This is a genomic window from Leptolyngbya boryana PCC 6306 (assembly GCF_000353285.1).
Classification (GTDB): domain Bacteria; phylum Cyanobacteriota; class Cyanobacteriia; order Leptolyngbyales; family Leptolyngbyaceae; genus Leptolyngbya; species Leptolyngbya boryana.
Window position 1 is genome coordinate 433,170 of record NZ_KB731324.1, and the last position, 13,555, is coordinate 446,724.

The 13,555-nt window shown below is 46.7% G+C and carries 12 protein-coding genes; 6 read left to right on the forward strand and 6 right to left on the reverse strand.

Annotated features, from left to right (window positions below; all coding sequences use genetic code 11):
* Nucleotides 1-61: 61 nt before the first annotated feature.
* The 4 genes from ybaK to LEPBO_RS35870 all read right to left on the reverse strand — a co-directional run bounded on the left by ybaK (nt 62) and on the right by LEPBO_RS35870 (nt 3,977).
* Nucleotides 62-571, reverse strand: coding sequence for a Cys-tRNA(Pro) deacylase (gene ybaK / locus LEPBO_RS0102005; RefSeq protein WP_017285855.1), 510 nt, complete (start codon nt 569-571; stop codon nt 62-64).
* Nucleotides 572-639: 68 nt separating this feature from the next.
* Nucleotides 640-813, reverse strand: a complete 174-nt coding sequence (locus LEPBO_RS43255) for a hypothetical protein (RefSeq protein WP_017285856.1) — start codon at nt 811-813, stop codon at nt 640-642.
* Nucleotides 814-835: 22 nt separating this feature from the next.
* Nucleotides 836-1,483 (reverse strand): Hsp20/alpha crystallin family protein, encoded by a 648-nt coding sequence (locus tag LEPBO_RS0102015; protein ID WP_017285857.1) that lies wholly within the window; start codon nt 1,481-1,483, stop codon nt 836-838.
* Nucleotides 1,484-1,583: 100 nt separating this feature from the next.
* Nucleotides 1,584-3,977, reverse strand: a complete 2,394-nt coding sequence (locus LEPBO_RS35870; RefSeq protein WP_017285858.1) for a response regulator — start codon at nt 3,975-3,977, stop codon at nt 1,584-1,586.
* A gap of 226 nt (nt 3,978-4,203) precedes the next feature.
* On the opposite strand from LEPBO_RS35870, the gene LEPBO_RS35875 reads away from it, so the two are divergent.
* The 5 genes from LEPBO_RS35875 to LEPBO_RS0102055 all read left to right on the forward strand — a co-directional run bounded on the left by LEPBO_RS35875 (nt 4,204) and on the right by LEPBO_RS0102055 (nt 10,164).
* On the forward strand, nt 4,204-4,938 hold the full coding sequence (locus LEPBO_RS35875; RefSeq protein WP_017285859.1) for a GerMN domain-containing protein: 735 nt from the start codon (nt 4,204-4,206) through the stop codon (nt 4,936-4,938).
* A gap of 237 nt (nt 4,939-5,175) precedes the next feature.
* Nucleotides 5,176-6,714 (forward strand): phytoene desaturase family protein, encoded by a 1,539-nt coding sequence (locus LEPBO_RS0102035; protein WP_017285861.1) that lies wholly within the window; start codon nt 5,176-5,178, stop codon nt 6,712-6,714.
* Nucleotides 6,715-6,757: 43 nt separating this feature from the next.
* Nucleotides 6,758-8,023: an FAD-dependent oxidoreductase gene (locus LEPBO_RS0102040; protein ID WP_017285862.1), complete on the forward strand. Its 1,266-nt coding sequence runs from the start codon at nt 6,758-6,760 to the stop codon at nt 8,021-8,023.
* Between the two features lie 63 nt (nt 8,024-8,086).
* Nucleotides 8,087-9,211, forward strand: a complete 1,125-nt coding sequence (locus LEPBO_RS0102050; protein WP_017285863.1) for a GNAT family N-acetyltransferase — start codon at nt 8,087-8,089, stop codon at nt 9,209-9,211.
* Nucleotides 9,208-10,164 carry an NAD-dependent epimerase/dehydratase family protein gene (locus LEPBO_RS0102055; protein WP_017285864.1) on the forward strand — a complete coding sequence of 319 codons (957 nt, stop codon included), beginning with the start codon at nt 9,208-9,210 and terminating at the stop codon, nt 10,162-10,164. The genes LEPBO_RS0102050 and LEPBO_RS0102055 overlap by 4 nt, the downstream gene beginning before the upstream one ends.
* Before the next feature lie 77 nt (nt 10,165-10,241).
* Here LEPBO_RS0102055 and LEPBO_RS0102060 read toward each other — a convergent pair whose 3' ends face one another.
* Nucleotides 10,242-10,853, reverse strand: coding sequence for a DUF4142 domain-containing protein (locus LEPBO_RS0102060; RefSeq protein ID WP_036045149.1), 612 nt, complete (start codon nt 10,851-10,853; stop codon nt 10,242-10,244).
* A 208-nt stretch (nt 10,854-11,061) separates the two neighbouring features.
* A complete protein-coding gene (cysE, locus tag LEPBO_RS0102065) occupies nt 11,062-11,835 on the reverse strand; it encodes a serine O-acetyltransferase (RefSeq protein ID WP_017285866.1) in 774 nt (257 codons plus the stop codon).
* A gap of 175 nt (nt 11,836-12,010) precedes the next feature.
* Here cysE and lysS point away from each other — a divergent pair, with 175 nt between their 5' ends.
* Entirely contained in the window at nt 12,011-13,531 is a 1,521-nt protein-coding gene (gene lysS, locus LEPBO_RS0102070; RefSeq protein ID WP_017285867.1) for a lysine--tRNA ligase, read from the forward strand.
* Nucleotides 13,532-13,555: the final 24 nt, after the last annotated feature.

Sequence of the window (13,555 nt, forward strand, 5' to 3'; positions counted from 1 at the left end):
GTGAGAATTTTAAACAATCAGCAAGCTTTAGCTTATGTCAAAAAGACCATTTTTTCTCGAATTAAGTTGCCGGTTTGTCTTGTGCAATTGCTCCCAACGTCCCCTTTACCGCCCGAAGATAATCGCTCGGCGCTAATAAAATCTGCAATCCGCGCATTCCTGCCGAAATCGAAATCGTGTCAAACAGTTCAATCAATTCATCGACATAAACGGGGTAATCCTTCTTACAAGCGAGTGCCGTGACTCCGCCGCGAATGTAACCTGTGAGAGGTTGAACTTCTTTGAGTGCGACAGTTTCAATTTTGCGATCGCCCGTTAATTTTGCCAGTGCCTTCAGGTCAAGCTGCATATCGCCCCCAATGACGGCAAGACAAATGCCATTTCTATCCCCGCGCGCGACTAACGTTTTGAACACTTGTTCTGGAGGCAACCCAATCTTTTTGGCAACCGATTCTGCTGCCAAATCATCTGGATCAACTTCGTATTCTTTGAGTTCGTAAGAGATTCCTAAGTTATCTAGAACTCGAACCGCATTCGTCTTCATCACCAAAAATTTGAGAGGCTTGATCATAGTAATCAAACCTCTCAGCTTTTGTCACTCCTCACCAGCCTTCCATAGTCAAGTTAGAAACAGCCAAGTTAGAAATGTTTCTCCTTGGTTGGTTCTCCTTCAAACGGTTGCACCCCAGTGGCAGGATAGTCATCATCACTCGTGCCAAAGATCCGAACGATCGCGCCTGACATAAACTGAATCACGTTATGCGGAATCGATTTCACCGTTTGCCATAGAGATCGATCGTGTGTAGTAGACATACCATTTCTCCTCAAAATCAAGTTAGCCTTCGCTCTTTGCTCGCATATGAACAGCGTCTTGCCGATGTTCTTCGTGTTGTCGATCCTGAGTCACAGTTTCTCGAACGGCTTGATCCAAATCGCCTTCCGACATCGTTTCCAGCGCATCTTCCGCTCGGCGATGCGCGGTCTGCTGACGATGTTCATCATCGAGACGATTTTGGGTGGCTGTAGTTCGCAGCTTGTCTTCTAGATTTACTTTGAACACAGGTTGCTGAGTGGGTTCAAGTTTCGGCAAGGTCAAAGTAAGAATGCCATTCTTGAAGTCTGCTTTAGCTTGCTCATAGTGGACAGGTGTTGGTAGTGGAACCCAACGCTGAAACTGACCATAACGCAACTCACAGTGAACCATGCCTTCTGTTTCAGTTCGTTCTTCAGCGTGATGGCTGCCCGCGATCGACACAGCATTCTCGGTCACTTGAACATCTAAATCTTTCGCGTCCACACCTGGGACTTCTGCTTTGAGAACAATATCAGTTTCGGTTTGTTTTAGCTCGATCGCAGGTGTCCAAGTCATTCCACGTCCCGGTGCACCTCCCGTGTCATGATGCGTCCACGTATCAAACATCTGATTCATCTGATGACGCAGAGTTTCCAAATCTTTCAGCGGTTGCCAATGAATCAGCGACATATCTGTTCCTCCTGGCGTTCTTTCGATGAGAGCGAGGGAAGATCGCTCTAAGTTCAGGATAAAAAAACACTGTGAGGAACTTGTGAGGAAGCACGATCGCTCAAGACTTTAAAACGACATCCGATTCGGCTGGGAGAATTGAGCTAATCGTATGCTGAGAATGGGTTTCCTCTCGCAAGCGTTTCGCTTGACGCAGCGCTAAATCTGCTGTGCGATAGAGAGTTTTTAAGTCTTTGCCATCTTCGGGATATTGTGCCACTCCAGCACTAAAGCTCACATGTACGATTTCTCCGTTCTCGGTCGTTAAGGCTTGCTGATTCAATCGCTCTAGCACTTGCATCAAGCGTTGCACACCATCTTCGCGCGTTACGCCATACATGCCAATCACAAACTCTTCTCCACCCCAGCGTGCAACAATGTCCTCGCTACAGAACGATTGCTGGAGTAAATGCCCAAACTGTCGCAAGACCGCATCGCCTGCGGCATGACCATATTGGGCATTGACACTGCGTAAATGATCGACATCAATTACCGCGATCGCGACAGATTGGTGAGAGCGATCCGACGATCGTAAAAATGCTTCTAGTTCCTGCGTTGATTTCTGCCGATTCATTACGCCCGTCAGCGGGTCAGTGTCTAAAATTTGTCGAACGAGTCTGACCCGCTCTAACCGATTGAGAATCCTGGCGACCAGTTCTGCACCCACGATCGGTTTACTAACAAAATCATCCGCACCCGCAGCAAAGACTTGAGAGATCGTTTCTGATTCTGAATGAGCAGTCAGAATCACAACGGGTAGGTGATGCCAATGCAAATCGTTCCGCACGACTTGACAGAGTTCAATCCCCTTAAAATCAGGAAACTCTAAGTCAAGCACTAACACATCCGGCGAAACCGTTTCTAAAGTTTCCCAAAAGCGATGCGGATCATTGAGCGTATACACCTTCAATCCCCAAGGACTAAGCAAGACTGTCAAAGCATCGAGGAGAGCGATGTCATCATCGACAACTAGAATCTTCGATGGTGTGGGTAGTGCGCGTTGAAGGACTTGAGAGACTGCCTCTAGGACTTGTGGAATCGGGGTTGTTTTTTGTAAAAGTAACCGTCCACCATGTCGGGAAACTTCTAGGCGTTCTGTCAGTTCATTGTGCGAGGTTAGGACAATCGTTGGAATCGTCGAACAGCATTGCTGCAACGAAGTCAGCAATGCCATGCTGGTTGCGATTGAATCAAAACAGTCGAGATCGAGGAGAACAAGGCTAGGAGCATCATTTTGGCAAATCTTGATTACCGCTTTCGCAGTCGTCGCGATCGTGCATTGATAGTTCCACAACAAAAATTCACTCTCTAGCGCATCCAGAAAATCACGATCCTGCGAGATGACCAGGATAGAGGGCAACTGAACAGTTGCTAGATTCGCGATCGCCGGAGTGACTTCTGGACAAATCGGAGCAGAACTCGAAGCTGGAACATCAATGACTCGACGGAGCGTTGCAAGCAGTTCTTGCAGTTGGGTCAATGCTCTTGGCTTTAAGGGGCATCCTGCCAAGATTTGTTCGATGTTTCGAGCAATCTGTGAGCCTTCTGTAAACCCAAACGTGCCCAAAGCTCCAGCTAAGGTATGGGCTTGTCGAGTCGCTGATGCCTGTAGTGTCCAATCAGACTCACAAGCAACGCGCTCGATAATTGCAATCTGTTCATTGATCCGCTCTTTATAGCTTGTCCAAACTGCTCCGAGCTTCGATCGAACTTCTTGCTCGACCGAAGTCGGAATCGTCGATGTCAGTAGAGCAGCATTGCTTAAAGGTTTGAGCCGATATCCAATCCCATAAACCGTTTCAATAAAATCCGCAGGTGCGCCCACTGCTTTGAGTTTCTGACGCAAGCCTTTGATATGCGTTCTAACGGCTTCTTCTCCCGGCGCATCATAAGCCCATAAATGTTCGAGAATATTGCCACAGCTAAAAACTCTGCGACTGTTGCGTAAGAAGAGTTCTAAGAGTCCGTATTCTTTTGGCGTTAAGATCAACGGTGTAGAACCGTAACTGACCTCACAAGAGCTAGGATTTAATTCTAAATCTCCCCATTCGAGCATCGGAGCCCCTGTCGAACTCGCTCGACGAAGCAGTGCGCGGATTCTGGCGACTAATTCTTCTTCATCAAAAGGTTTTACGACATAATCATCCGCGCCTGCATCCAGTCCAAGTGCGCGATCGTGAGGACTTTGGTAAGCCGTGAGGAGCAGAATCGGAAGTTGAGGAGTGTGGGGTTTGTCAGGGGTCGGGGCTGCACTGCGGACTTGTCGGCAAACTTCGATCCCGTTTAAGTCCGGCAGTCCAACGTCTAGGATTAATAGATCGTATTCAAAACTGTCGAGGAGTGCGAGTCCGGATTTGCCATCTTTCGCGACTTCTACAGCATAGTGGTGGGCAGTAAGAATCGTAGTCAATGCCTGAGCCGTTAGTTCGTCATCTTCAATGACTAGGATCCTCATAACGCCTCTTGATAGCCAGGTTGCCATTTCTATTGTGTGACAGTCTGAAGATGCTGACAGTTTCTAGAAAGAATTGGTAACAAAAATTCAATGAAACAGTTTCGCAAACCGTTACACAAGCCGATACAGTTTCATCCTCACAAGTTCCTCAATTTTTTGATTTAGAGTAAAAGCTAAGAGAGCAGTTCCTGCCTCTGAACCATGATTCTCCGGACAGGAGTGTCTTATGAAACTTCAGATCCCTCGTTCCCCTCATCCTGATGTCATTGCTGGATTATCGCTGCTTTTAGCTTTAACCGGAGGCACGGCTTGGATCATCTGGCAAACGAACCATCCTCGCTTGGTGATACAGTCTCAACCCTCGACTCAGATCGAGCAATCTGCAAACACAGTTCCGAGTACAGGTCCACACTCGACAGCAAAAGCTCAGCCAACCTCAAAGACTCCAATTTCCTCTGCGCCTACTGCACCGAAACGGGTTCCATCTGGGGAAGAAACGGTCACCCAACCGATCTTTGAGCCTCCTGCTCAAGTTTATTGGCTACAAGCTAGAGGACAACAGATTGAGATGGTTCCAGTTGCCATGTCGCGCGTTCCTCAACGAACTGAAACTGCTACCCTGACTGAAGCACTCAATTATCTCTTCACGCATCCGAAGCTCGATCGCTTAGACAGTACGATTCCCAAAGGAACCCGATTGTTAAGCTTGCAGATCAAACCGGATGGCATTCATCTCAACCTGTCGCAAGAATTTACACAAGGCGGTGGCAGTACTTCGATGATCTATCGAGTCGCACAAGTGCTTTATACGGCAACCAGTCTTGATCCACAAGCCAAAGTGTACTTGTCTGTAGAAGGGAAACCATTGAATGAAGACAATCCGCTAGGCGGCGAAGGTTTAATCTTGCGACAACCGCTAACTCGTCAACAATTTGTCAACGATTACTTAACTCAGGAGTAAATAATGTCTGATCCCAAAAAACCTTGGGTTTTCACTGTTGAGCCTGGCACATTGCTTCTGATTGTTGCTGCTCTATTGCTCGTTCCTCTGCTATTGGCTGGCTTCTTTTCTCAGTAATTGCAGATAAGAGCGCGATCGTGCCCCTATCTAGAGATGGATGAGTAAATTCATTGCATCCGTCAATATCAAGCGAACAAGGCTTTTTTACTCGTTAATCACACTTGCAGGAAATGTCCCATGACTACGGATTATCTGATTGTGGGCAGTGGTTTATCCGCATTGGTCTTTGCAGCTTTAATGGCAAACTCTGGCAAAAAAGTGCAGCTTTTAGAAGCTCATGAGTATCCAGGCGGATTTGGGCATACGTTTACGTTAGCCAAGAAGTATCGTTTTAATGCCCAGTTGCATTATGTTTGGGACTGTGGAGAAGGGCAAACCGTCAATCGAGTCTTAAAAAAACTAGGCTTAGATCAGGATGTCACCTTCAATCGATACGATCCCGATGGATTCGACCACATGCGGATGCCTGGTTACAAGCTAAACATTCCTTCAGACCCGCAAGAACTGATTCGTAGATTATCAGCCCTTTTCCCTGAAGCAACCGATCAAATTCGTCGGTTTGTTTTAGAAGTAGAAAAGACTAGTGCAGGCTTAAAGCGATTATCGCCACCGATCAATCCAGTTGAATTGTTACAGCATTCTGGGGAAGTGTTCTCTACAGTGCTCTATCTCAATAGTACGCTTCAGGATGTGTTTGATAAATTCAAGCTCCCGAAAGAGGCACAAACTCTACTAGCTCTGCAATGGCAAGACTTTTTACTTCCACCGAATCAACTGTCATTTTATGCTTGGGTGATTCTGTTTACAGGGTATCAAAACGGCGCATTCTACCCTGTGCAGCATTTTGAGCATGTGATCAATTCCCTCGTCAAAGTCATCGAAGCAAATGGCGGCGAAGTTTTGCTTAATCAGGAAGTTACCAATTTTAGGCTTCAGGATAATGCAGTCATTGGGGTGCAAACCTTCGATCGCGTTACGCATCAACTGCATGAATTTACAGGCAATACGATCGTGTGTAACATCGACCCGAAGAAAGCCGCCAAAATGATTGGAGAAGAGAAGTTTTCGCGATCGATTCGGCAAAAACTGAACTATGACTATTCGCCTTCAAACTACATGGCGTACTGTGTGGTGAAAGATTTAGATTTGCGAGACTATGGCTTTGGAAGATGGAATACATTTCACACGGAGCATCCAGACTTAAACGAAGCTTTCTATGAGATGTATGAGAAGAATGATTTTTCTCGTCCTAGCTTTGCGATTACAACACCCACATTGATGAGCGACACACACCGAGATTGCCCGGAAGACTGTCAGATTGTTGAATTTCTGACGGTTGCGAACTACGAGTACTTTCGGAAGTTGAAGGAGAGCGATCGTAAAGCGTACTACCAGAAAAAAGAAGAGATCTTAGACTCGATCTTAGATGTGGTTGAGCAGTACTATGTTCCGAATTTTAGGGAGCATATCGTCTTCAAAGTAACAGGTAGCCCAACGACAAATGAACGGTTTTGTGGATGTCCTCAGGGGAACTCCTACGGCTCAAGTTTAACCCCAAAAAACATGACGCTCGGCAGACTCAATCACGAAACCTCGCTCAAGAACTTCTACTTCTGTAATGCTTCATCTGGATATCCCGGATTTGCTCCGACCTTTTGGACGGGAGCACTTTTGTATCAACGATTATCAGGCGATGTGATTTTATCGAAAGGCTAAGAATTCATAGGTCAAAACGTCCGATTCATCTGGAAATACAACTATGAAAATCGCGATCGTAGGCGGCGGAGCAAGCGGGTTAGTCACTGCCTACTTGCTCGATCAACAAGGTCATCAGGTGAGTGTTTTTGAACGTCAGTCGATTTTAGGCGGACACATTCGCACGCTCAATCAAAACGTTCAGCCTAGCTGCTCTGACTGTAATCAGGTACTAGAAGGCGGTGTACTAGAATTTCCAGTTGCTTTTCGGAACTTTCTGCAATTGATGCAAGAGCTAGAAGTAGAATTAGCGCCTGTTCAGGTAGGTTCTGCGTTGTATTTTCAGAATGGGCGGCACTTTCTATCAAGGGGTGTGATTCAGCAGAATTTTACTGGAATGCGACGCGCGATCGAGACATTCAACTTGACTCTGCTTTATGCTCGCTCAATCGGATTGTGGAGGAAGACGCGCCGTGCTACACCTCAATCACTACATGGGAAATCCATGTCTGAATTTTGGCAGAGATCGTGCATTCAAATGGATTGGCTGAAGTTGCTCAGCATGTATAGCTACTCGATGCCGTTTAGCTCGATCGATGGCTTTCCCGCAGAGCTAGCAATTCCAGCGCTACGAGATTATGTGTTTGTTGATTGGGTGAGAATTAAAGGCGGTGTTTATTCTTATATTCAAAAAATCTTAGAGCGTTTTCAGGGCGAGATCTTCACCAATTGCAGAATTACAGAGATTCTCAGAACACCCAATAGCGTCAGAATTTCGTTCAGCGATCGAGCAACACAGGTCTTTGATAGAGTCGTGTTTGCAACGCCGCCTGATCAAGTCTTGAAATTACTGGGTGATCCAACGCCAGAAGAAATTCAACGGTTTGCGAATTGGAAAGAGAGCTATGCTCAAACCCTGATGCACACAGATAGTTCAATGTATCAACGGCATGGGGTGAAGCAATTTTCAGAATTTGATTTCTTTCAAACTGACCGAGGATGGGGATATAACGCTTATCTCAATCAACTCTGCGGCATCTCCTCATCGGTGCAGTATAGCTTAGCGTTTAATCTGGAGAGTTTGATTGATCCTGCGAAGGTGCTACATATTCAACAGCACCATACTCCGTTCTATACGGTAGAAGCTTTTCGATACAGAGATGAGGTCATCCGCACTAATGGAGAAAACAATACGTATCATGCTGGCGCATACCTTGGGGATGGTTTGCATGAGGGAGCCATTACTTCAGCGCTGCGAGTTGCACATCGGATAGCGGGAATTGAGCGATCGTCAAGTTTGCGAAATCAGGAAACTTATGCAAGCCCATAATCTAAAAATTGCTTCGGGGATTCTGCCAGTGTATAGTCAGCAGTGAAGAACTGGTCAAGAATCATGCCAACCTTTGAAGTCTTTCCGGTGACATCTGCAACTGAGCAAGACATGTTTGTCAATGTGCCTTGGGTTGTGTACTCCGGAGATCCAAACTGGGTTCCTCCTTTACGGAGCGATGTTGCGAAGCAGTTCAAGCCTGAAAATACCTTTTTCCAATACGGCAGGCTCAAACAGTTTATTGCGATTAGTCGAGGCACCGCGATCGGGAGAATCGTCGCAGCAGTGAACGATCGCTTAGTGGAACGAGAAGGAAAAGCGATCGGGATTTTTGGCTTCTTTGAGTGCGTTGATGATATTGAGGTCGCAAAAGCACTATTTGAAGCTGCAGAGAATTGGTTGCGATCGCAAGGCATGACCGAAGTTCGAGGCCCGATTGATCTCTCGACTCACAATAACTGTTTATTTCTAGTCGATGGCTTTGACTCACCTCCAATGGTGATGATGCCTTACAATCCAGCCTACTATCCAACTTATCTGGAAACACTCGGCTGGACAAAAGCAAAAGATGCCTATGCCTATGATTTCCCACTTGATAAGCCTCTTTCTCCTGAGTTTGAAAAAGGCTACAGAATTGCATGTAAATCAGGAGTCACATTCCGACCGTTAAGAACTAAAGGCGAGGAATTTGAGCAAGATTGTGTGAGCTTATATAACCTCTTCAATAAAGCATTTGCGAATAATTGGAGTTCGACCCCTCGAACGTTAGAAGAATTCTTAGACGAAGCGCGATCGCTGCAAGATTTAGTCGATCCCGATGTCTTTCCGATCGCAGAATACAACGGTGAAATGATTGGCTTCTGGATGGGATTACCTGATTACAACATCCCGCTGAAATACGTGAACGGCAAGCTAAATTGGATCGGAATTCTCAAATTCCTCTGGTATCGTCGGCAGATTAATCAAGGTCGGGTGATTGCAATTTGTTCCTTACCCGAATTTCAGAGAAAACTTGTGCCGCTTGGATTAATCTATCTAGGACTTCAAGGAGGAATCAAAAAAGGCAAACCCTACAAACGAGCAGAACTATCCTGGGTCTATGAAGACAACGATCGCTCCAGAAAACTGATCGAAGCATCAGGCGGTAAAATCTACAAAACCTATCGCATGTACGAAAAGCAATTATGAGAGCATTAGTAACTGGAGCAAATGGATTTACTGGATCTCATTTAGTCAAATTACTACTAGCCCGAGGCGATTCAGTCACTGGATTGGTTCGCAAATCTAGTAATGTCTCTCGTCTTGCTGACTGTGACGTCAAATTTGTTTATGGTGACATTACCGATCGTGCGGCTTTAACGGAAGCCATGACGGGTGTAGATGTTGTTTTTCATACAGCCGCTTATGTTGAACTTGGAATCGTGAATGCGGTTGAAATGGAGCGAGTAAATGTTGAAGGAACTCGCGCTGTTTTAGAAGTCGCAAAAGCCGTCAATGTCCCAAAAATGATCTATTGCAGCACGATCGGGATTTTTGGGGATACGCAAGGCAACGTGATTAATGAAACCTTTCAGCGTACTCAAGCAGAGTTTTCTTCTGCTTACGATCGTACTAAGTACCAGGCTCAACAACTCGTCGATCAAGCAGTAAAAGATGGCTTATGGGTTGCTAGTGTGATGCCTTCTGGCATTTTCGGTAAAGATGATCCACATTTCCTGCCTGTCTTGAGTGCGTTTCAAAAAGGTCGGCTGAAAGTATGGGCAGGAGGCAGCAGAGTCACTGGCATTGTCCATGTCGATGATCTTGCAGAAGCGATGATCCTTGCCGTCGATCGCGGAAAATCAGGCGAGTACTACATCATTTCAGCAGGTGATCTCACGACCCAAGAAATGTTCGAGATCTTTAGCCAAGAAACCGGAATCCCTGCCCCTCGCGAAGCTCCAAAAGCTTTAGTGCGCATCGTTGCGAGCATTCTTGATCCCATCGGTCGCCTCTCAGGTTGGCAACCTCCAATCGACAATGAGCGGGTGCATTATCTCTACGATCGCTGTGTTCGGGTAGATGCGACGAAAGCTCGGCAAGAATTGGGGTGGAATCCGCGATCTCCGGAAGTTACCCTTAAATCGCTGATGAAGGGGTAGACAGAGTGGGGAGTGGGGAGTAATTTCTCCACTCCCATAACTTGATTGAGTCCGATCTCACTCGCTCGCGTTTAGGTCTACCGAGCCGAAGTATTTTGCGTTTCGTTATAACGTCGCGCCACTTGTGCAAACTGATAATTTGTTAAGCGGCTAGCAGTCGTGAAATGCTGATTGATGATGGGTAAGCCATTCGTAACCACATTGATCAAATCAGGATTGCGTCCAAAAGCAGCTTCTCGCTGAAACAATGCTGCAACCTCTAAGTGAGCATTTACCCCACCTTCATCGAGATAAGCATTGTCGAATTGAGTCCCAGAAAGCTGAGATAACCGTGCCATTGCAGCTTGAAACTTCGCACTTGTAGCCGTTGGAAGTGTCACCCCAATCTGAGGAGCAATTTGCGTCAAATTCGCCTTTACGCCTTGCTGCTCTTTGATTTCAGCTTGGGCAAATTGTTGCACAGCTTGGTTCTTCGATTTCTGTAGTGCCAACTCACCCAGCATAATATTGCCTAAGCCAGACTGTGCTGCTTCGTTCACAAACGCCACATCAATTAAATTCACTTGCCGCGCCGGAGTTGCAGGAACGCGAGGAGTTTGAGCCGTCGCCTGCAAAGAAAATAGAGAGCTACCAAACGCAAAACAAAGTCCTACGATCGCGCAAAAAGCCAGAACTAAATACTTTTTCATCTTGAGAGTTTCCTTGATTCCGTCTAATTTATGGGCAGCATAAAGCCGCTTCATTCATAGTCGTAATCTGAATGAAAGTTCCCTCTCTCTCTAGAAGTGATCTATCGCCATCCTCAATCGGCTGTGAAATGGGGGAACAGGGAAAATTGCTCCCCATTCCCCCAACTTGCACGATCTGACAAATCCAACAGGAGTGCGATATCAGAAATTAAATCCCAGCGCCGTCGAGAAATTCATCAATCACGCGATCGCGCAATCGACAAGCCTCTCCATCCTGAACCGCAGCCTCTTCGACAGCAGGTTCAGAAGCTTCAGCCGCAGGCATCGCATAGCAAACAGCTAAAGAATCACGAGTTTGCAGAATCTGAATTTGTTGCTCTAAAGATTCAATACGATCGACAAGTGCCCGAATTACTTGCGCTTCTGAATCCGGCAGTCGTCCATGCTCTAACGGCTCAACTCGCTCTCCCGCCCGGTAAACAATCCGTCCCGGCACACCCACAACGGTACAATCCGAAGGCACATCGCGCAGGACAACCGATCCCGCCCCGATCCGCACATTATTACCCAGTTGGATATTGCCTAGAACTTTCGCTCCGGCTCCCACAATCACGTTTTCGCCCAGGGTCGGGTGACGCTTTCCACACTCTTTACCAGTTCCGCCTAGCGTTACCCCTTGATAAATCAGCGCATAATCTCCGACGATCGCCGTTTCACCAATCACAACACCCATGCCGTGATCGATAAACACACCCTGTCCGATTGTTGCTCCAGGGTGAATCTCGATCCCAGTAATAAACCGGGAAATTTGCGACATAAAGCGCGGCACAAACGGAATGCCGACTTTGTACAACCAGTGAGCGAAGCGATGGAACATCAAAGCTTGCAGCCCTGGATAGCAAAACAAAACTTCCAGCCAGTTCCGGGCAGCAGGGTCACGATCGAAAATAATTTTGAAGTCAGCAATCAGGCTTTTCAGCACAGTGGCATCCCTATGTGGCGTGATAAGACCAAAGTTTATCTTAGCGTGTCAAGGAGCCTCATTGAGTGAAGTGATCGTGAATTTCAAAGATCGTGAATTTCAAATTGATAATTGCGATGTCCACTTCTTTGCCCGTTGCACTTCTATAATAAAAGGCTGCATTCTCTCAATTTCTATGTCAGACGAACTTCGCCAAACTCGGATCGAAAAGGTTGATCAACTCAAGCAGTTGGGGATCAATCCCTATGCCTATCGCTGGGAATCAACGCACTCTGCGGCACAGTTGCAGGAAAAATTTGCTGAGTTGCCGAGCGGTGAAGAAGACCCGATCGAAGTTGCGATCGCAGGTCGGATTATGCTGCGCCGCTTCTTGGGTAAGTTGGCATTTTTTACTATTCAAGACGAAACCGGAACGATTCAGCTTTACTTAGAAAAAAAGCGGATTCAAGAAAACATGGGCGAAACTGCATTCAAGCAGCTCGATAAGCTCTCAGATGCAGGTGATTTCTTGGGCGTGAAAGGCACCATCAAGCGCACCGATAAAGGCGAATTATCGATTTACGTGAAAGAGTACACCATCCTCACGAAGTCGCTGTTGCCCTTGCCGGATAAGTGGCATGGTTTAACAGATGTCGCAAAACGCTATCGTCAGCGCTACGTCGATTTGATTGTGAATCCTGAAGTGCGCGATACCTTCCGCAAGCGGGCTTTGATCACGGCTGGAATTCGGCGTTATTTAGATGAGCAAGGCTTTATTGAGATTGAAACGCCTGTGTTGATGAGTGAAGCGGGTGGAGCGGATGCGCGTCCGTTCATCACGTATCACAACACGATGGACATGCAGTTGTATCTGCGAATTGCGACAGAGTTGCATCTCAAACGTTTGATTGTGGGCGGATTTGAGAAAGTGTTTGAACTGGGTCGAATTTTTAGAAATGAAGGGATTTCGACTCGGCATAATCCGGAGTTTACGTCGATCGAGGTTTATCAAGCCTACGCTGACTATCACGACATGATGAACCTGACTGAGGCAATCATCACAACCGTGACCCAGAATGTGATCGGGACACTCAAGCTAACGTATCAAGGTGAACCCGTTGATCTGACTCCACCTTGGCGACGAGTCACGATGCATGAAATTGTGCAGGAAAAGACTGGGATCGATTTTGCAGCATTCACCGATTTAGAAGCGGCAAAGGCTGCGGCAAAAGCGGCTGGATTGCAGAATATCGAGGATTGTCCTTCGATCGGTAAATTACTCAATGAAGCGTTTGAACAAACGGTCGAAACGACCTTGATTCAACCGACATTCATTCTGGATTATCCAGTTGAAATTTCTCCGTTGGCAAAACCGCATCGATCGAAGCCCGGACTGGTTGAACGCTTTGAATTATTTATGGTCGGTCGTGAGACTGCCAATAGTTTTTCAGAGTTAACTGATCCCTTAGATCAGCGTGAACGTTTAGAAGCTCAAGCTGCTCGAAAAGCGGCTGGAGACTTAGAAGCCCAAGGCGTTGATGAGGACTTCTTAACAGCGTTGGAATATGGGATGCCGCCAACGGGAGGTTTAGGAATTGGTATCGATCGATTAGTGATGCTGCTCACTGATGCTGCAAGTATTCGCGATGTCATTGCCTTCCCATTGCTCAAGCCGGAAAAGGTGGAGGCGGATGAGGTGGAGAAGAAATCGAGTTAGTCGTCAACTGCGCTCAGTTTGGGA